This is a genomic window from Portibacter lacus, from assembly GCF_021533215.1.
Classification (GTDB): Bacteria; Bacteroidota; Bacteroidia; order Chitinophagales; family Saprospiraceae; genus Portibacter; species Portibacter lacus.
Genome location: NZ_JAJNKA010000001.1, coordinates 681150 through 702146, shown reverse-complemented (window position 1 = coordinate 702146; position 20997 = coordinate 681150). Strand labels below are relative to the sequence as shown.

Below are 20997 nucleotides of genomic sequence, written 5' to 3'. Positions count from 1 at the left end.
TTATTTGATTAATCAAAACAATATAAGTTTTAATTACTCCTATCGTTCAAATGCCTCTTCTAAAAACAACGAATCCATTGTTAAGGCTTTATCTACAGAATGAGTATACATATTCTGTGCAATTCCAAAAGCCGTTATCATGGTCAATATCACTTGTTTTCTCGTTTTAGTATGTTCTTGAAATAACGCTTTTCGATTTCTTAGTTTTTCGGCTTCTGTCTTGGTAATGATAAAATCAGCATTGTAGAATTTTGCTTCGCACAAATTAATCGCATTGTCCGCCCGATCTATTAGTAAATCAATTTGTGTTCCTGGCAATCCAGCTTTCGATTGTGCAGCATAACTAGATTCCTCAGAATGTATTCCTGAAATACCTAAAGCTTCCTTAATGGAATTCGAATGCAGAAAACATACATTTTCAAAAGTGTATCCATTCCAAGAATTCACAGATTGCGAAAATCCTTTCTTTATCCATGTGCCTTTTGCATTGCTCTTGTTTTCCATAAATGAAAGGTAAAAGTAGCTAAAGAAATCTGTGAGGCGGAAGATTGTTCCACGCTCGACCTTATCAAATGGCTCATACTTACTAATAAATGCTGATTCTTCTAACTCTCTTAAAACCAATGAAAATGCCCCACCACTTTGCAATCCAGTTATTTCCAGCAATTGATTCCTATTTAGCCCACTTCTCTTAGATGCTAGCGCTCGGATTACTTTTACGTGATCACCATAATTGGTAAATAGTGCTTGATATAAGTTTTGAAATTCATTCTTTAAGGGAGCTGATCTTCCAAAACAAATACGATCTATCGCTTGAATTGCTGATTCGCCGCGTTCAATTTCTTTGAGGTAATAAGGTATTCCTCCAAACGCCATATAGAGTTTTAAGATCTCATACCTAGGGAGGATCATTTTACGATCCTTAAAAAACTGTTCTGTTTCAGCTAAAGTAAATGGCTGAAGGTTAATTCTTCTTGTAACTCTATTATGTAATCCACCTTTAGCATTGACAATATTCTTAATCATCCAGGTCGCTGCTGATCCACATATTACTACAATAATATTCTGATCCACTGCCCATGAATTCCAGAAATGATCAAACGCCTGAAAGAATCCAGACCGTGGGGAAGATAACCATGGAAACTCATCAAAGAAAATGACCTTCTTCTTAGCTTTCTTTTTCTTCAGATAAGTTTTTAATTCTTCGAATGCCTGAATCCAAGTTCGCGGTCGTTCTATCTTTCCAGCTATTCCATATAGCTCTGATAACACATTTGCGAAATTCTCGAGTTGATCTGATTTGCTTGCATCTTTAATTCCTGTTATGCTAAATACAAGATGATCTTTATAGACACTCTTCACTAAAAATGTTTTCCCTACTCTCCTTCTACCAATGACAGACATTAACTCTGAATCATTGGTTTTCAGAAATTTAAGCATCCATTCAGATAAGCCTTTTCGGCCAGAGAAAAGTCTATCACTATTTGTTAAGTTCGCCATAACTACTCAAAGATACATACTTATGGCGAGATTAACAAGCAACCAACTTCGCCATAACTACAAATAATTAGCACTTATGGCGAAATTAACAAGTCATCAACTTCGCCATAACTACCCAAATTTACCACTTATGGCGAAGTTGACTAGCAATATATCTACTAAGAATAAATATTTAATACAAGAAAAATCAGGAATTCTTCCTATGAATTCACCCCGATAATAGCCTTCGCATAATTCGCCCAACTCATCTCCCTGGTCTTCTCCTCTACATTCTTAGGATCAAGTGGCTTATCTAGAAACTTCATCATCACATTAGCCATGTCTTCCACATCTTCCGCCTCAGCTAAATAACCATTGTATCCATCATCGATCGTTTCTGGGAAATGCCCTACCTTCGTCGCTAATAAAGGAAGCTCGAAATTATAACTCAACGATTCTATTCCAGAAGGTGTCGCATATTCATAGTACAATACAGCCGCATCCGCAGTCTGAAAATATTTATGAACATCTTCATTTGGAATAAAACTGTTCACTAGCATTACCCGATCTTGGAGTCCTAGTTCTTCGATCAATGCCAGTGGATTATAATCCTTCTCATTACTCGATTTGCTCAAGAAAATTTTCTTCGCAATCCCGAATAAAGCATTCTTCACCTTGGTCGAAAATTTGTCCTGACTTAAAGTATTCCAGAACGATTCACCGCAAATCATAAAGGTCACATCATCGCGCTTATCGGCAACAATCTTGAACGCCTTAATGGCGTGATGAAGGCCTTTGTATTTTCTGATAAAACCGAAAAACAAAAAGGCATTCTTTGCAATATTATGCTCCGCTTTGAACGCAGGAACATCAAATTTCGGGTCTGGTTCGAATAAATCGTAGATCGGATGGTATAGCTTAATCACCGTCTTGTCTAATGGATCATCACTTCTTTGCCCCGTTTCATTGACATCGATCTTCATGTCTGGAAAAAGCTCACGTAATTCATCCACGGTTTTATAAGCATGTGTGATATAAGTATCTGCGTGCTTAATTCCTCTTTTTGTGAATTTCTTGTCGAGACTAGAAGCTTCTTTTTGAATAACAAAGTGCAAGTCAAAGATTACCTCTGCAGCACTATTATTTCTAATGCGTTTCGCAATTCGTCCCATCGGTAATCCTTGGATCGCAATGGCCCATTGGAAAATAACAATATCAGGATCTAAGTCCATGATGTAATCAGCCGTTTTCTTCCAACTTCCAGGTTTGTTGTAGTCCGTGATATACTTCACCTTGATATCTGTCCCTTCCAGAAAGTCCAGTTTACTCGTCTTATCTACAAACTCCCTAGGTACAATCGATGGATATTGATTCGTCCATGAAACAATATGAACATCTACTCCGACGATCTTATCTAAAGCCTTCGCTAAGGAAGTATTATAATTCGAAATCCCACCTTTAAACTTAGGACCAGGACCAAAACAAACTATTCGTTTCATGCGTTTTCCTTTCGTTTCATCGCCGCATCATACATCCGCTTCATACCTTCCTCCATGCTAATTTTCGCTTCCCAACCTAGATTTTCCTTCACCCAATCCATCTTGCAATATCTAGAATGAACACCTACAGGCTTGTCTAACAACTGCTTTACTTCTGGTTTGTACCCAGCAATATCCGTTAAAACATCAATAATCTCAAGGAAACTTGTTAATCGTCCCATACCAATATTAATCGCTGTTCCATCACTAATCTTATCCATCGCTACAGCAATACAATCCAATACATCATCGATGTGAACAAAGTCCCTACCCTGCTTTCCAGTTCCCCAAACTTCCATTGGATTCTCCCGATTAGCCACTCGTTGTGCAATCGCTGGAATCGGATAAGTCAAGTTCTGGTCTTCACCATATCCTGAAAACGGTCGGATACAAGTAATATGAACGCCATAATATTCAGCAGCAATTTTTGCTAAGTATTCACCGGTTAACTTAGACCAACCATAGGTCATATCTGGTTGTCCCATGTTATTGAAATCAATATCCGTTTCTGCCAATGCTATTGCCCCAGCCTCTGTCTGCTTGCTTACAGGATAAGCAGCACTAGAACTTGGATAAAGCGACCTTGCTGGTTTATGCTTACATATCCAGTAAAAGAATTCTGCATCTATACTCAAGTCAAGGGCAACAACCATCGGATCTCCATCGATCATAGCTCTTCCACCTACGATTGCCGCAAAATGATAGACATCTGTGAATTTATCAAATTCAAGACCATAAGTATCCTGAATATATCGATCATTATCCGTCATCTTCCGCAACAGAAATCTAAAATCATCTTTTAGAAACATCAATCTTCCGTCACCGAAAATCTCAATATCTTTATTATCAGCAACTTTCGGTGCATCTAACCAATCACTTGGATGTGTACCTACTAATAAATTATCCACAAACAAAATATAATCATTCGTTGTTTCATACAGTCTCCTTACCATATTTTTCCCTACAAATCCGCATCCTCCAGAAATCAAATGTATTTTCATCTTTTCTCTCTTAATTGAATCACAAAAATATTAATTTTTGTAATATGAGAGCGCCCCAGAACACCTTATCTTTAATTTAAAAGAACTTAATTCGCATTTCTACTATTATAAAAACTAAATAACAGCAAATTGGACTGGAAAATAACCAATAAATGGACTTTGTTCCTAGATCGGGATGGGACCATCAATAAATTATTAGTGGATGATTATGTGAAAACATGGGACGAATTCCAGTTTATCGATGGCGTCCTCGATGCAATTCCCATTTTCAATAAAATATTCGGACAAACTCTAATTGCTACTAATCAACAAGGTATCGGTAAAAAGATCATGACTGAAGATGCATTGCGCAAAATTCATGTGCAAATGTTAGATGAGATCATGCTTGATGGTGGTTATATAGATGAAATTTATTACTGTCCAGGACTTGCAGCTGACCAGCCGGAATGCCGAAAACCAGAAATCGGCATGGCTATCCAAGCGATGAAAGACTTCCCAGAGATTAACTTGCGAAAGTCTATTATGGTGGGAGATACGCTGTCAGATATGCAGTTTGGAAAAAATGCAGGAATGAAAACAATTCTCATCCGCGACGAAAAGATACTTTCAGAGCAATTTGTTCCGTTTGTTGATTATCGCGTTCCCGATTTGGCTACCTTTGCTGAAATATTAATTCACAACTTAAAATTGAAATTTTGAAAAATCTACTTCTTATCATTTTGTGTTTTTGTTCTATGTCAATTTTAGCGCAGATCTCCGAAAGTGAAGACGCCATCTTCCAAGTAGAGTTTGAGCAATTCAAACCTTCTAATCAAGATCAAATCAGAGAATTCGAAGGAAAAGCACCTATGCAATTTCTCGCTCCAGATGTCAATGGAGAAGAACAGTTTCTTGGAAATTTCAAAGGAAAAACTGTCTTTGTCTATTTTTTCAATCAACAATGTGGAATTTGCAAAGAACAAGTCAGTGCTTTTAATCTGATGCAAGAAGAAAAAGGAAATGACCTTAAAATTATTGCCATAGGTGATGGTTCGAAAGAGGAGTTGAAAACTTATCAAGAAACACATGGTATCAATTATTCTGTTTTATATAATGGCAAGATGCTAGGTGAAGCCGCATACGGAATAGAGATGGGCTATCCACGATTATTTGTACTAGATGATGAAGGAATTGCAAGACACGTCCTACCAGAAGAGGCTTTTGTAGAAGCGTCTAAAACGTATCTGATGCTCGAAAATTTATACAAATTAGTCAATTCTAAATAGCGGAAAAATATAGTTAATCATCAAAATAATAGATGAAGATGAAACGCGAAAACTTATCTAGCGGTGCACAATGGGAAGCCCATGTAGGTTATTCTAGAGCTGTAAAAATAGGAAATACAATAGAAGTTTCTGGAACCGTTGCGACAGATGGAAATAGCGTTTTGTTTCCAGGTGATGCTGAACAACAGACCAAATTCATTCTCAATAAAATTAAAACCACATTGGAATCCTTAGGTGCGAGTCTAGCAGATGTAATCCGCACAAGAATGTATGTGGTGAATATCGAGGAATGGGAGCAAATAGGAAGTGTCCATGGAGATTTTTTTAAAAACATACGCCCAGCTACAACAATGGTGGAAGTTTCTCGGTTAATTGACCCGGGATATTTAGTAGAAATAGAAGCAAGTGCTATTATAGATGCAGATTAAAATAAGCGAACCCTTGGAATATCGTGAAGGGTGACTTAGTATTGCAGTCTAATTTAAACCAGTTCATTAAAAGTTTCAAGGAATTTGAAATACGCAGTAAAGGAAATATTTTATACACTACAAGGAGAAGGAGCACATTCGGGAAGGCCCGCGGTCTTCTTAAGATTTAGTGGTTGCAATCTATGGTCTGGACGTGAAGAAGATAGGTATAAGGCTATTTGCCAATTTTGCGACACCGATTTCTGGGGAACTGACGGACATAATGGTGGAAAATATACTGCCGAAGAATTAGCAACATTTGTGAACGATCTATGGCCTGAAAATGCTGGGCATAAGTACATCGTATGTACTGGCGGGGAACCACTTCTTCAACTCAATTCTGCACTTATCAAAGAATTACACTACCACGGTTTCGAAATTGCCATCGAAACCAACGGCACTCTTCCTGTGCCTGAAGGTGTAGATTGGGTCTGTATGAGTCCTAAAGCAAATACCGAAATCGTCGTTACTAAAGGTTCTGAAATTAAAATTGTCTTCCCTCAGAAAGGAATTAATCCTAAGGATTTCGAGCAATTTGATTTCGAGCATTATTTTATACAACCGATGGATTCAGAAGAACAAGAGGAGAATATTTTACAATCTATTCTTTTTTGTAAGGAAAATCCGAGATGGAGAGTAAGTGTCCAGACTCATAAAATACTGGGAATCGCTTAAGGTCAATAGCTATTTTTTTGTCTCCTTAATAGTTCTGGTTTTCGTTCTCACTTTAAAAGCTCTTCGCTTTTAATGCTAAATACTTATTAATCGTATCTACTGTTAAATTCCTGGGTTCAGTGACAATACCATAAATCCCATGTCTCTTTAACTCCTTTATCATCAGATTCTTCTCATGATCCAGATGCTCAGCAATCGTTTGGTGATAGATTCCCTCCACATCTTTCGGTCTGGTTTTCAAAACCTCCTTAATTCCTGTATTTCGAAAAAAGATGACCACTAATACATGCTTCTTTGCTAACATTTTCAGATAAGGCATCTGCCTATTCATCGAAGTCTGAGATTCGAAATTTGTAAACAGTAACAACAAACTTCTTTCAGTAATTTTCTTCCTCACAAATGCAGCCAGCAACTCGAAGTTCGCTTCTTCATACCTCGTCTTCTGACGATAAAGCCCTTCTAGTATCTTCCTCATGTGGCCCGGCCTTTTATTCGCTGAAACCACTGTACTTAATTTCTTAGAAAAGCTAATCAGTCCAGCCTTATCGCCTTTCTTAATTGCAATATTGCTGATTACTAAGCAGGCATTAATCGCATAATCCAATAAACTCATGCCTTCGAATGGCATCTTCATCAAACGGCCTTTATCGATAAGACTATACACCTGCTGAGACTTCTCTTCTTGAAACTGATTAATCATCAGCGCATTCGCTCGAGCTGTCGCCTTCCAATTGATACTTCGCGGATCATCCCCACGAACATAGTCCTTGATTTGCTCAAACTCCATAGAAGTTCCGATTCGCCGTACCTTCTTAATTCCATACGCCGATAAATTCTTAGAGATTGCAGCGATTTCATACTTTCGCATTTGCAAATAAGAAGGATACACGGCCACTTCTTTTCCTTCACCAAATTGGAACCTACGCTCTACCAATCTTAAGAAAAAGGAAGCAAAAACATTCAAGCACCCAAAATGGTAAACACCTCGCTTTACTGGCTTGAGATGGTAGGATAACTCGCTAGATTCTTCTGGATCCATGGACGCTTTCCATGACACATCTCTTCTCTGAAATTGAAATGGAATTTCATCTATGATGGTCAAATGTACTTTCTGGTTATAATAATTCTGAAGTTTTATATTGATAACATTGTCATCACCATTCGAAAAGCGATCTGACATTGACCTGCTAGCCTCGATTCCATTAAACTTAAATAAAATATATATCTCAAATAGAACTACAACTACCCACGATACAAATAAAAATACAGCTGGATAAAATAGTGGCCTGAAAAGAAAACTCAATATAAAAAGCACCACTAGAGCCGCAAGACTCTGGTAAAACCTACTTGTAAAATATAAATTTTTAAGCAATTTCCACATTATCTAGGGATTTCTATGCCTTTAATCAACTGCTCTATCACCTTATTAGATGTCGTTCCTTCCATTTCTTTTTCCGGTGTCAATGTGATTCTATGGTTTAATACATACGGCGAAATTCTTAAAATATCTTCTGGAGTTACGAAATCTCGACCATTCAAGATGGCATGCGCTTTTCCTGCATTAAGTAGTGCAAGCGAAGCTCTCGGAGATGCACCAACATAAATATTAGGGCTAGATCTGGTCGCTTGAACAATCTGAGCGATAAACTTAATAATCTTCTCATCGACGACTACTTTATCTAGCAGTGCTCTATGTTCAATTATTTTAGTCCCTTTTACAATCGATACTACATTATCCAAAGCTAGTAACTGCTGGTTATCGTGATGTTTATTAATGATTAGAATCTCTTCTTCAAGTGTCGGGTATTCGATGGTAATCTTGAAAATAAATCGATCCATCTGCGCTTCTGGAAGTCTATAAGTTCCTTCCATATCGATCGGATTCTGAGTCGCCACGATCATAAACGGTTCCGTCATTTTATATCGCGAGCCGTCGATGGTCACTTGCTTTTCCTCCATGACTTCGAACAAGGCCGACTGTGTCTTAGCCGGCGCCCTATTGATTTCATCGATTAATATGATGTTAGAAAAGATCGGCCCTTTTTTAAATTCAAACTCTGAAGTCTGAAAATTAAAAACAGAAGTACCTAGGATATCTGAAGGCATGAGGTCTGGAGTAAACTGAATTCTACTAAAGTCCGTCGTGATCACTTTAGACAACAGCTTCGCCGTCAATGTTTTCGCCAATCCTGGATTTCCTTCTATCAGAACATGACCATTTGCTAAAATCGAAACCAAAAGCAAATCAACCATGTCTTTCTGGCCTATGATTACTTTTTCGATCTCCATTTTAATGGCATCAAAGCTCGATTTCACTTCTGTTAAGTCAATTCTAGATTGATAATTATCACTCATACTTCCTAGTTTTTATTACTTTACATATATTTTATTAATATATGTGTTTGTTTTTTATTGAATAAAGTATACCTTTTTAATCTTATCATTTTCAATGTGGTAGATAGCCACTGCTTCAAAATATTTCTTTCCGAATCGAACACGCTCCTTGTCAATTACAATATTGTTTTGCACAATCCTGCCTTTCAGCTCACAATGTAGATTCGGTGTATTTTCAAACATCTTCGAATAATTTTCGCGCATCTGTTGCTTCCCTGTAAATAGCAGTTTATCTGGATAAGAATATATTTCCACGTCCTCCGCATATGGCTCTAAAAATGCTTCGATATTTCTTGAATTATAACCATTTAATTGACGCTGCGCTAATGCTGAAGGTGTATTCTGAATTAAAGTATCTGGAGAGAACACCATCCCGTTTTTAATAACAAGTGCAATGTCACTTATATTTCCAAGTTGCGTAATTGGATTTGCATTTAAAAGTACCAAGTTGGCTTTTTTACCTGTTGTAACACTACCCTTTTCATTTTCTTGGTCCAGTATTTTTGCACCATTGATCGTCGATGCCTGCAGAATTTGCCAGTTATTCATTCCACTCTCTTTCATGGCTTCCAATTCTGCTAAATAAGACGAAGCGTGAAGCGTTCCGATATTTCCCGCATCGGTGCCAGTCGCAATCAGTACATCTGCATCTACTAGCTTTTTCAGATTGGCTTTGCCAATGCTTTGCTCTTTTTCCGCATTAGCCATCGCAGCAGGAGAATTGATATAACGCTTGTATTGACTAATTAAAACCGTATCTGTCAAATGTTGTAAATCTAGTAAGGAACCTAAATCATCTGGATCCGCTTTCAGAAAATCATGTAGTTTAAAATTTAGCTTCTGTCCTAACGTTTTATCATAGCCATGATGGACAGTTAAGGTAGGACAAAGGACCACATTTCTAGTTTTGAGCAAGTTGACAAATTCATCATCTATGATTTCATCTTCTACACTATGCACCAAAAAGTCACATCCATTTTCCACTGCTAATTGTGCCGTGATCCGCTCTGTAGCATGAACTGCTACTTTTAATCCGTGTGCATGTGCTTCGTCGATTACCGCTTTCACAATGGGTAAGAACTTCCTTGCACTTGCTTCAGGTCCCAAATTTCCACTTCGAGCGATATACCATATTTTTATAAAATCAGGGTTGTATTTTAATTGCTCCTGAACCATTTCACGTCCTTCCTCTGCGGTCATCACTAAACTAAAAGGACTGTTTTCTTCTAAACCTTGATAAGCTGCTGGTTCATACGTCGTCAATAATGGGCCGGTCATCATTACATGAGCTCCATCTTGTAATTTATTCATCTCCTCCTTTCTATCAAGAAAACGATAAGAGGCTCCTACATCGATTACATCTGTAATTCCATTCTGTAAGTACCTTCGCTGAATGCTTGCTGCTTTTTCATGAGCATCATCAATTTCTTCTTCGTAAGATTTAAACTTTCTAAGGTCGATCACATCCGGACGCGTGTAGAGGCCACCACTTTGAAAGAAGTGAACGTGAGCATCGGTCAGCCCTGGAATTAAATACTTGCCCGCTCCATCTATTTCTTCCGCTCCACTTGGAATTTTAATTTTTTCAGCATCTTGGATATCCGAGATCTGATCACCAGTAATGACAACCGTTTGATTCGTAACGAATTGACTATTGATAACATCTGCTACTGTAACATTGGTAATGTACGTTTGCGAAAATATAGGTAAAGCAAACATTAAGAAAACAGGAAAAATCAAATAGCGTTTGTTCATCAGTTTATGTGGTTTTTTCTTGATTATAAAATTCATTAATCTTCTTCACGATGGCTTTCAGCTGGGCATCTGAAATTTCTGACAATCCACGAAATTCATTTTCCAACTGAAATATTCGATCGATCACATCTTTTTTAGCACCTGATTTCAATTTTAATTTTTCTGCCTCTGCATGTGAAAAACTGATATCCTTCATAAAAAACTGGCTGTACAAGTGCTCTTTGAACACTTGAATCTTCTTTTCAAAGATATCTTTATTATTTCCTTTGTTATAGTATAGACTTCCTAGCGTTCTAACAAAGTTCACACTTTCATTTCTAGGTGGTTCGATAACTGGAATTGCTCGTTGCTTGCGCTTCGCATAAAAGATCATAAATAAAACCACACCCGAAATTGTTAGCCAATAAGCCCACCGAAATGCATCATATCTCATCAGCACACTTAGTGGTGATTGCTGCACAGCTGATCGATGAGGCTTATAATATTCATCCCATATTAAGTCATAGTCTTGAGGCAACTGAGAGAACACTGAAGAGATATATGATCGATTTTCCTCTTTCATCAGATAGTAATTCGTTAACGCATATGGAAAGCAATGCAGGTAAAAATTACCAGATTTGTACGGGATTTTGATGTAGTTGTAAAGACTATCTTGCCAGCCAATTCCTGAGTGTTCCAACTCGCTAGAATTCCTTCTAATAAAATAAGTATTCACCCATTGCGCCTTAAATTCGTAGACATCATCAGAATCTCTAATCTCCAGTTGAGAAATTCCACCATCTAACTCATTCACGTTTGCAAAATTATTAAGGTGCGTTTCTGTTGTCACACCTAAAGAATCCAAAAACTTATCATCGAAAGATTCTGCGCTTATAAATACATTATTTCCTGCTCCAGCAAAAGTAAAAAGTGCCGACTTATCTAAGGAGTCAACATAAAAACTTGAATTCAGAAAAATATAGTTCGAATTCGAAATGCTGGTATCTTTCAGCAAATTGTATAAAGGTTCATCGGAAATAAAAGTCTTCTCCGTTCTGAAAAGATCCTTAATGTTTTCATGCACCGCTTCAGCGCCATATGGAGTATTATGATGCTTACTGAAACTTGGACTCCAGTCTAGTTGCCGCGGCATGAATACTCCCATCAAAACAATAATGATTACATAGAGTATAATAAGTCGAATATTGCGTTTAGTCCCTTTGATCATAAACTGACTTGCTTAAATCTTTGAAAAAAGGACTGAAACGACGATTTTAGGCTTTCGTATTTTTCATGGTCAATGTCAAATTCTCCATAAACAACATACTCGAAGCTGTGACTCAGATCTTGAAAAGCAGTTTTAATTTCGGCATCTACAATTTCGTCTTCGTATTCAATATTAGTTTTAAAATCTCTCCACTCTATCAATTCTTGAAGATCTAGTGTCCGAAGTGTTTTCAGAAAAAGGTAACTGATTGCAAGTGAATAATCTTGCTCCTGCTCTGCTTCTGAAATCAGTCGATCTAAGTTGACACCTCCAGATTGGCTTTTAATTAATGTAGAGTGAAAATCAGGACTCTTATCCGATCGATTAAAGAAACTTGACTTAGAAGAACCTAGTAAAAACCACAGTAACGCACCAATTCCTCCTAGAATTAATCCATATTTAATGATTTCCCAAGTAATGTTCAAAGTGTTCCTTCCTAATTTCTCTTTTAGATTTTTCCACAATTGATACCACCATTTCCTCAATGGATTCTGTTCATACTTGGGATCTAAGTCATAATTATAGTCTTTCTTGCTCGTAAATTGCTCAATAGTTTCTGCTTTGAAATTTCGAAGTGTTATAGGAGATGTGTCTCGTGCAATTTCTACTTGGCCTGATGCCAGAAAGACATTGACCAAGAAAAAAAATACCATGAAAACAATCTTCATATTTAGCAAATTCAATAAATACTTTATAATTCTTATTTGATCCGATAATACATTGACCTTCCTACTAAAAACCCAAGCGGAAATTAAAATTCACCTTCATTTTCAAACATAGAAGATTCTCCACTTCCGATGGAATCAATTTTATCATATAACGAAGTACTATCCTTACTTTCTCGAAGATCGTAATACTTTAATACGACAGCTGAAGCGGTATAAATTAACACAATTGTACTTGCTATGACCGAAACGACAATCATTATTCCCATCCAAAAACTCATCATACTTGAGGCATCTCCTGTTGCATTATCACTACTCATCATTTGAACCATCATAATAGCATAAACAGGAATAATTAATATATAACTTGCGAAACTTCCTATAATATTGGTAATCAATATTACTCCGAAAGTTGACCACCATTCACCCTTTATTAACCGAATAGTATCTTTCAAAGCGTCTATAAAACTAAGATCAGAATCGAGATAGACGAGCGGAAAAATATTCAGGAAAGGAAACAAGTAGAACATTCCCACTACCATCCCAAGTATAACAAAAGCACTTAAAATAGGGCTAACCCAAATAAAGAGAAACATTATAGCCATCATCACAAAAACCATCCCGATCATGGCTAAGAAATAGATTATGTATTTCACTGCATTCTCTTTCATGAAGTTAATAACCATATATCTATCAGGGGTTTCATTATTATTTCGTTGGTAAGTGATTGCAGAGGAAAAGATGATAAAATAATAGATCAGAAACGACAAAATCATTAAACCATATCCAATAATGATCTTAAACCCGCCAAACATCGAAAAAGGATCAGTTTCATCCACATTTAATAAATCCATCTCACTAAAAACAAAGTACATATTATACAATGCAAATAATAAAAAAGGAAATACTAGGACTAAAAACAGCCCTCCTATAACTTTGAAATTACGTCGAACTAAGGTAAATCCATCAGAGATTACATCTCCTAAGTTTCTTGATTGATCAAGAATTAATTGCTTCTGTGCCATGTCTGTATAATTTTCTAGGGTACCAAATAAAATACCAAATTATAAAAATAAAGGAAACTATAATGATCGCCCACCTCCCGATGGATCCTATTTCTAAATAGTGCTTGGTTACAAAACTTTCCAGCACTGCTGCTGCAATAATCACAGGAATGAGCCCAATCATAATCTTCAAGGATCGCTTAGCTCCTCTTTTCAGAGATTCCATTCTGGTAAAGGTTCCAGGAAATAAGAAAGAATTACCCAAAACCATTCCCGCTCCACCAGCAATTGCAATTGCTGACAGTTCAAGTGCTCCATGAATAAAGATGGTGCTGAATGCAAGTCCGAACAATCCTTTGCGAATAAAAAAATGCAAAAAAGTGCCTACCATGATGCCATTCGTTATCAAAATAAAGGCAGAAATAACAGAGCCGAAAATCCCCAGTACAAAGGCATATAGTGCAACTTTCACATTATTCTGACCTATTCCGATAAACATAGAAACACTTTCAGAGTCATATACTGCCATCGGGTCGCCTTTCTCTATATTATCAAGGGTCATATTCACATAAGAATCACCCAGAATTTGTCTTGTAAAGTTTTCATCGATCACATTAGACAGCAATCCGATTCCAATAGACAGAAGGAAAATAAAAAGTGCCCATCCTATCGTTGTTCTGCTCTCCCATATGGCCAACGGCACTTCGAATTTGAAAAAAGAAAGAAGTCTACTTTTCTCTTCCTTCTTATTGCGGTAAATCGATGTGTGGGCCTTAGCAGCTAGCGTATTTAAATAACTTATTAAATTGCTATTAGGATAGAAAGTTTTCGCATACGATAAGTCATCCGTTAGTTGGATATAGTAATCAGCAAGCACATCTGGAGAGCGCATTTCATGGCTATCCAAGAAGGTTTCAAATTCTTTCCATCTGGACTGATTCTTTTTGATGTATAAAACTTCCTTCATTTAAAACCAATATAATACAGTTTTATAAACTTTGCTGAGAATTCAAAACATATCTTAAATTTGTAAAAAGAGATCTACTAGCTTATGCCTCACACTATTGCCATTACAACCGCACAAAATGTAAACATCGATTATGAAGTTGCTAACCTAGGAGATCGGATTTTGGGATTCATCATTGACATGGTTATCAAGATAGCTTATTTGTTATTGGGTGCTTTACTCTTCGTACCCTTTCTAGACGATATGAGTTATCAATTAGCTATGATCATCGGTTTCCTTTTTGCACTACCGATCGTACTTTATTCATTAATATTTGAAGTTTTCAACAATGGACAGACCCCTGGAAAGCGTCTTCTAAAAATGAAGGTCGTCAGTCTAGACGGAGATGAAGTGTCATTCAGTGGTTACTTCCTAAGGTGGCTATTTCGAATAGTAGATATCAATATGTTAAGTGGAATAATTGCTGTGTTAGCCATTGCTTTTTCAGAAAAAGGGCAAAGAGTAGGCGATATTGTCGCTAATACTTCTGTGATCAGTCTAAAGAATAAAAGCAATCTTCGAAATACAGCATTTCTTCAGCTAGAAGACGAATATACGCCTATATATCCGTCGGTTATCAATCTTAGAAATGAGGATATAATGATTATCAAAGAAGTGCTCAAAAAAAGATCTGAAGATGCATTTCATCTTAGAACTAAATTAGCTGAAAAGATAGAACAAGTAATAGGAGTTTCTAAATATGGTAGCTCGGAAGAGTTCTTAAAACAAGTAATTTCTGATTACAACTATTTTGAGCAGTCCGAGTAACGAGATCATTATACATTTATATTTAAAATATATATTATTTAGCAATAAACTTAACACTGTTAATTTGCAATGTTACAATTCTCCGCTTATCTTCACAAAAACAAAACCAACTGATAAGCAATCACCTTGCTTGTTATGTACGTTAATTTTAACTCAACATTCGTATATGAAAACAGATTTACAAATTGTAATCCCCCGCACGCTTATAGTGATTATTCTAGCATTTTTTACTTGCTTGAATATAAATACTGCAGCCGGAGAAAATAATGAAGACGAAGATGTCTTTGAAATATTTTGTCCGCCTACCAAGTGGCTTAATTGTGGTGAAGAATTGTGGGACCTTGATTGGTTAGGAAATGCATGGTACAAGGATTACACAGGAACTCATGATGCAGGTCATGCTGAAGTGAAATACTACCTTAATGATTGTAACATCGGATATATCACCAGAACTTGGAAAATTGCTGATTACCACGGATACTGGCATAAGTGTAGTCAGAAGATCTACGTTCAAGGAAATTATTTCAACTCTAGTTCGATCAAATGGCCTTCTAATGTAGAACTCACGGGATGTAATCCTGGTATCAAACCAGAACAATTACCCTATGGAAAGAATATGCCAACTTGGTCAACAAACGGAGCTACCTGTTCTAAGATAGGATATAGCTACCATGATAATAAGTATGTATATGGACCGGGTTGTTATGAAATCATCAGAACATGGACGATCGTTGATTGCTGTAATTTCAACCCTTGGACAAATCAAGGAATCTGGACTTATAACCAACGTATAAAAGTAACTACCGCATACAATGAGCCACAAGCATGGGTTCCTGAAGATATTACGGTAACTACCACAAGTTGTGAAAAAGCATGGGTAGATGTTCCTTTATTTAAGATAGAAGATGGCTGTGATGATCAATATCAGATCACGAATAATTCACCATATTCTTACTACGGTGGGGCTGATGCAAGTGGAAAGTATCCAGTAGGAACTACGAAAATCAGATACATGGTTAAGTACAACTGTTGGGAAACTAAATTTTTCTATGTCAATGTTACAGTTAAAGATCACTCAACACCAACTCCTTATTGTTATTATGGACTTGCAGTTTCACTTATGGGTGTTGACACCGATGGTGATGGAGTAGTTGATGATGGTATGAGAGAAATATGGGCATCAGAATTAGATGCAGGATCAAATTTCGCATGTAATCCATATGCTAGTTTGAAAATCTCATTTTCATCTGACCCTTACGATAATGTAAGAGTATTTACTTGTGAAGATGTAGGAAAAGTGGAATTAGATATCTGGGTAACAGCTTCTTCAGGTCAACAAGATTATTGTACTACATACATCAAACTGCAAAACAATGCAGCAAATATTCCGAATTGTGAAGCGTTAGAAGAAGCTTATATCACAGGAAATATTTCAAGTGTTTTCGGAAATACAGAATCTCTTATCTTAGATGTGAACAGTAGTTATGAAGGAATGACTTTCGATACTACTTATTCTAGTGAGGTTGCCACATTTGTAATCGATAGCACAGTCAATAATGATGGATCTGTTTCTTACCATTATGGAATCGATGAAGTAGAAGTTCCAACTTATGATACTACTCAAGTAGATAAAGATTTCGAGGTTGCAGTTACTGAAGGAGAGTACATGCTTGAAAATTTAGATCTTAATGAAGATTACGAATTGACATTATATAATGCTGCTCCTAATACACAGTTCATTGATTCAATGGATGTATACTTACTTGCAGGTTACTTAGATGGGCAGATTCAACTGAATATGTATCAGAAATTAGCAGCAGATTTAAATCATGATAAAATCATCGATTTACAAGATTTAGCAATCTTGAACGATTTCGTAAATGGAAATACTAATGAAGAGATGTTCAATTGGGTAACATTAGATCCTGATTATTCGATTTCAAATAATATAGCAACTGATATAGATGAATATCCAACTTCTAAGATGGTAGAAATCAAAAACAGAAATGCTGTTGGAGTGGACTTGATGATCTTCCAGATGGGTGACTTAACAGATAAGACAAACTTAGAAGACTTATTCGGAACGCAGAAAGTGGCATTAAGAAGCAATTCTACTTTCGAGTTAGCGTCTCTTGCACCTAATCCATTTAAAAATGAAACTCATTTCAACTTCAATAATGATAAATCACAAAACATAACAATTGAGATTTACTCATTAAATGGAGCAAAGGTTTATACGAATACAAGAAACTATAATAAAGGAGTTCATGCGATTAAGATTGATCGTTCGATTATAGATGCTACCGGAGTGTATTTTTATCAATTAAAAACTGAAACAGAATCGTTCCAAGGCAAGTTAATTCGAATTAACTAACTGATTTTAAATTAAATATATTTGGAGAGCCTGCTATTTATAGCAGGCTCTTTTTTTATGCAAGAATAAAAAAAAGTAGTAAATTCAATGAAATAATTACTATGTCAGATGCCATCATACACCACCTATATCACATTATTATTCTTTTCGGTGGTCATTCTAATATCTGCAACACCGAACGCAAGAATAGAAATGGTTGAAATATGTGATAATGGAATAGATGATGATAATGATGGACTTATCGATCTCATTGATGATGATTGTCCTTGCGAAATTACTCAACCTATCTCCCTTATTCCAAACCCTTCATTCGAAGAATTAAATTGCTGTCCATCACAAAGAAGCCAGCTTAACTGTGCAGTGGATTGGATTCAAGCTTCAGAACCTACGACTGACTTAATACACACTTGTGACTGGTTAGGATGGGATGAATTTCCACCCCCAAGACCATTTCCAGATGGAAATTCTATCATGGGTTTTAGAGATGGGAGATATAGTCAAGAAGAAGGACAGATCGCGGGTTGGAAAGAGTATGCAGGATCATGCTTGTTAAACCCTTTATTAAAAGATTCGACGTACCGCTTTCAATTTGACTTAGGTTTTGCATCTCCTAGTAGTTCTCCACCTATAAATATCACCATATTCGGAACCAATGATTGTGTCAACTTACCTTTTGGTGAAGGCAACCCAGATACGGGATGCCCGTCGAATAGCCCCGGTTGGGTTCATTTAGGTCAGCGCAACATTTCTGGAGGCTCTGGACATAAATGGGTTAACACCTTGATCGATGTAACTCCAGCAGAGGATATCTATGCCATAGCTATCGGTCCATCATGCCAAGCCCCAACTGCTACAGAAAGTCTATATTATTTTTTCGACAATCTTATTCTAGCTAACATTAAATTTTTCGATCTAGATATCATAACCGTTAATCATTACTGTGCAACGGATTTCACATTAAAAGTTAGGCACAATAATGCCTTTGAATATCAGTGGTATAAAGAGGGAATCGCGCTTGTAGGAGAAACTTCTTCTAATCTCAGCCAGAATTATGGAGAAGGCAACTATCAAGTAAGAATCCAAGACGGCTCTACATGCAGACTTTCTACAAGGTTTGAATACATTAAGCCTGAAATTTTCACAGAACCTACTGTAACCATTTGCGAAGACGATATTTATGAATTCGGAGAACTAAATTTAACAGAATCAGGCACCTACGTGGATACTTTTACCTCTGTGGATAATTGTGATAGTATAGTTACACTAAATCTTCGTGTTCTAGGAGAAATAATAGATACCGTCTCTGCAAAGATTTTCAAAGGTTCTAAATACCGTTTGGATAAGTATGTTTTTAAAGATGCCGGGGAATACCCTATCATTCTTAATTCTTCATTAGGTTGCGATAGCCTAGTCTTATTACAATTAGAACTATTCACTGTTTTTATTCCAAATATCTTTTCACCAAATGAAGATGGGATCAATGATACATTCGGTTCATTAGGTGAATCAGGACTCTTTCGTATTAAAAGGATGTCAATTTTCGATAGATGGGGCTCTAAGATGTACGAGGGAGCAAATGCAGAATGGGATGGCACCTATCTAGGTAGTCCTGTAAAGGAAGATGTATATCTTTATGAAATAATAGTCGGCTTCACCGATGGTAGTGAAGAAGCAATGTTAGGTACGGTAACTTTGATACGTTAAGCAATGCAACGATCGCAAACTAATCTAAAATGTCATTCTTATTAAATAAAAATACGAATCAAAAACACACCTAAATCCTTTTTAATAACACCATGACCATCCGACATTATATGACCTGCTTTCTCTTTTCCCTATTGGCTTTTGCTAATGCTCAAACAGAAATATGTGATAATGCATTAGACGATGACAATGATGGATTAATAGACCTTAATGACGGTGATTGTGAATGCGAAACCATAAAGCCTGTTTCATTGATTCCTAATCCATCATTTGAAGAAATGACCTGTTGCCCAAATGGTTTCGGTGAATTGGGATGTATTCAAAATTGGGAAACCCCTACTGAAACCACTGGAGATTACTTACATCACTGCGGTTTCCTTGGCTTTGATGTGGTTCCGCCGCCTGAGCCATTTCCAAATGGTGATGGAATTATTGGCTTGCAAGACTTTTCCTACCCAGGTCCAGACGGAACAATTACAACGTGGAAAGAGTATGCTGCCATTTGTTTAACACAACCACTCTTAGCAGATAGCATATACCAAATTCAATTTGAACTTGGATTCGGTGTGGATTTGTTTTCTCCGAAAATAGTTATTGAAATTTACGGTGCTTATTCATGTGATGAGCTTCTAAAAAACTATGACGGAAATCGAAGTTGCCCAGATGTTGATCTCGGATGGCATACCCTAGGAGCCGTAGAGGTGTCCAGTGGGAATGGTGATAAATGGGTGAAAAGCAACATCACATTTACTGACAAAAAGAGCATTGCAGCCATAGCCATAGGTCCTGCTTGCTCGAGAAATGACACGACCTATAACGACTACTATTTCTTCGATAATCTAATCCTTTCAGGAATAGAAGAATTTGGTTCTGAAATTATAGAAATCTCTCAACCATGCGCAGACGATTTTACACTCGCAATAGTAGAAAAAGCAAATCGATTCTACCAATGGTATAAAGACGGGATTGCTTTAACTAATGAAACAAAAGCGAAGTTATCTAAGATTTATGGTGAAGGAATATACCAAGTCACTGTTCTTGAGAATGGGATTTGTAATTTATCACAAGCGTATAATTATATTAAACCAACAGAATGGTCAGAAGTAGCAAGAACCATTTGCCAAGGTGACTTTTATCAATTTGGCAATAAAAAACTTACCGAATCTGGCATCTATCAAGATACACTAAAGACCAGATTTAATTGTGACAGTATCGTTAGTCTAACTTTAGGTATTTCAGGAGAAGTGCTTGATACCATTCGCGGAGAAATATTTCTGGGAGAGACTTTTAACCTTGGGAATAAAAAATTCGATAAGAAAGGGGAATACATTGTTTCTGTAGTTTCCTCTCAAGGTTGTGAAATAGATGTTTTATTGATGCTGGACGTCTTCGGTGTATTTATACCTAATATTTTCTCACCCAATCAAGATGGTTTTAACGATACTTTTACCATTATCGGCGAAGCAGATCAGTTTCAAGTTCAGGAATTTAAAATATATGATCGCCTAGGAAACATGGTCTTTTCAGGATATGAATGGGACGGTACCTGGAAGGGAAGTCCCATAGCAGAAGGAGTTTATACTTACTTCCTTCGATTAAAAATTGGGAATGGAAAAACTGAATTAAAAACGGGAAGTATCACCCTCATTCGGTAGC

At 36.7% G+C, this 20997-nt stretch carries 18 protein-coding genes; 8 read left to right on the top strand and 10 right to left on the bottom strand.

Going from position 1 to position 20997, the window contains the following annotated elements:
• Nucleotides 1-39: 39 nt before the first annotated feature.
• From L2586_RS02485 to L2586_RS02475, 3 genes are all read right to left on the bottom strand, one after another.
• Nucleotides 40-1500 carry an AAA family ATPase gene (locus tag L2586_RS02485; protein ID WP_235291184.1) on the bottom strand — a complete coding sequence of 487 codons (1461 nt, stop codon included), beginning with the start codon at nt 1498-1500 and terminating at the stop codon, nt 40-42.
• Between the two features lie 200 nt (nt 1501-1700).
• On the bottom strand, nt 1701-2978 hold the full coding sequence (locus tag L2586_RS02480) for a glycosyltransferase (RefSeq protein ID WP_235291183.1): 1278 nt from the start codon (nt 2976-2978) through the stop codon (nt 1701-1703).
• Entirely contained in the window at nt 2975-4018 is a 1044-nt protein-coding gene (locus L2586_RS02475) for an NAD-dependent epimerase/dehydratase family protein (RefSeq protein WP_235291182.1), read from the bottom strand. Before L2586_RS02475 ends, L2586_RS02480 begins: the two co-directional genes overlap by 4 nt.
• 129 nt (nt 4019-4147) lie before the next feature.
• On the opposite strand from L2586_RS02475, the gene L2586_RS02470 reads away from it, so the two are divergent.
• From L2586_RS02470 to queE, 4 genes are all read left to right on the top strand, one after another.
• A complete protein-coding gene (locus tag L2586_RS02470; protein ID WP_235291181.1) occupies nt 4148-4717 on the top strand; it encodes a D-glycero-alpha-D-manno-heptose-1,7-bisphosphate 7-phosphatase in 570 nt (189 codons plus the stop codon).
• Entirely contained in the window at nt 4714-5283 is a 570-nt protein-coding gene (locus tag L2586_RS02465; protein ID WP_235291180.1) for a TlpA family protein disulfide reductase, read from the top strand. Before L2586_RS02470 ends, L2586_RS02465 begins: the two co-directional genes overlap by 4 nt.
• Before the next feature lie 38 nt (nt 5284-5321).
• Nucleotides 5322-5711 (top strand): RidA family protein, encoded by a 390-nt coding sequence (locus tag L2586_RS02460; RefSeq protein ID WP_235291179.1) that lies wholly within the window; start codon nt 5322-5324, stop codon nt 5709-5711.
• 84 nt (nt 5712-5795) lie between these two features.
• Complete coding sequence (queE, locus tag L2586_RS02455; protein WP_235291178.1) at nt 5796-6425, top strand: 7-carboxy-7-deazaguanine synthase; 630 nt, start codon at nt 5796-5798, stop codon at nt 6423-6425.
• Between the two features lie 52 nt (nt 6426-6477).
• Here queE and L2586_RS02450 read toward each other — a convergent pair whose 3' ends face one another.
• The 7 genes from L2586_RS02450 to L2586_RS02420 form a co-directional block, all read right to left on the bottom strand.
• A complete protein-coding gene (locus L2586_RS02450) occupies nt 6478-7806 on the bottom strand; it encodes a DUF58 domain-containing protein (RefSeq protein ID WP_235291177.1) in 1329 nt (442 codons plus the stop codon).
• Complete coding sequence (locus L2586_RS02445; RefSeq protein ID WP_235291176.1) at nt 7806-8780, bottom strand: AAA family ATPase; 975 nt, start codon at nt 8778-8780, stop codon at nt 7806-7808. Before L2586_RS02445 ends, L2586_RS02450 begins: the two co-directional genes overlap by 1 nt.
• A gap of 54 nt (nt 8781-8834) precedes the next feature.
• Nucleotides 8835-10574 (bottom strand): amidohydrolase family protein, encoded by a 1740-nt coding sequence (locus L2586_RS02440; RefSeq protein WP_235291175.1) that lies wholly within the window; start codon nt 10572-10574, stop codon nt 8835-8837.
• Nucleotides 10575-10578: 4 nt separating this feature from the next.
• Nucleotides 10579-11781, bottom strand: a complete 1203-nt coding sequence (locus L2586_RS02435) for a DUF4350 domain-containing protein (RefSeq protein WP_235291174.1) — start codon at nt 11779-11781, stop codon at nt 10579-10581.
• Nucleotides 11778-12488 (bottom strand): hypothetical protein, encoded by a 711-nt coding sequence (locus L2586_RS02430; protein ID WP_235291173.1) that lies wholly within the window; start codon nt 12486-12488, stop codon nt 11778-11780. The genes L2586_RS02435 and L2586_RS02430 overlap by 4 nt, the downstream gene beginning before the upstream one ends.
• An 83-nt stretch (nt 12489-12571) precedes the next feature.
• Nucleotides 12572-13510, bottom strand: coding sequence for a hypothetical protein (locus L2586_RS02425; protein WP_235291172.1), 939 nt, complete (start codon nt 13508-13510; stop codon nt 12572-12574).
• Nucleotides 13485-14456, bottom strand: coding sequence for a stage II sporulation protein M (locus L2586_RS02420; RefSeq protein ID WP_235291171.1), 972 nt, complete (start codon nt 14454-14456; stop codon nt 13485-13487). Before L2586_RS02420 ends, L2586_RS02425 begins: the two co-directional genes overlap by 26 nt.
• Nucleotides 14457-14540: 84 nt before the next feature.
• Between L2586_RS02420 and L2586_RS02415 the strand changes: the two genes are divergently transcribed.
• From L2586_RS02415 to L2586_RS02400, 4 genes are all read left to right on the top strand, one after another.
• Nucleotides 14541-15263 carry an RDD family protein gene (locus L2586_RS02415; protein ID WP_235291170.1) on the top strand — a complete coding sequence of 241 codons (723 nt, stop codon included), beginning with the start codon at nt 14541-14543 and terminating at the stop codon, nt 15261-15263.
• A 166-nt stretch (nt 15264-15429) separates the two neighbouring features.
• On the top strand, nt 15430-17637 hold the full coding sequence (locus L2586_RS02410) for a T9SS type A sorting domain-containing protein (protein WP_235291169.1): 2208 nt from the start codon (nt 15430-15432) through the stop codon (nt 17635-17637).
• Between the two features lie 108 nt (nt 17638-17745).
• On the top strand, nt 17746-19341 hold the full coding sequence (locus L2586_RS02405) for a T9SS type B sorting domain-containing protein (protein WP_235291168.1): 1596 nt from the start codon (nt 17746-17748) through the stop codon (nt 19339-19341).
• Between the two features lie 110 nt (nt 19342-19451).
• The gene (locus L2586_RS02400) at nt 19452-20996 is read left to right on the top strand and encodes a gliding motility-associated C-terminal domain-containing protein (RefSeq protein ID WP_235291167.1); all 1545 of its coding nucleotides are present in this window, start codon (nt 19452-19454) and stop codon (nt 20994-20996) included.
• The last annotated feature ends 1 nt before the right edge of the window (nt 20997 follow it).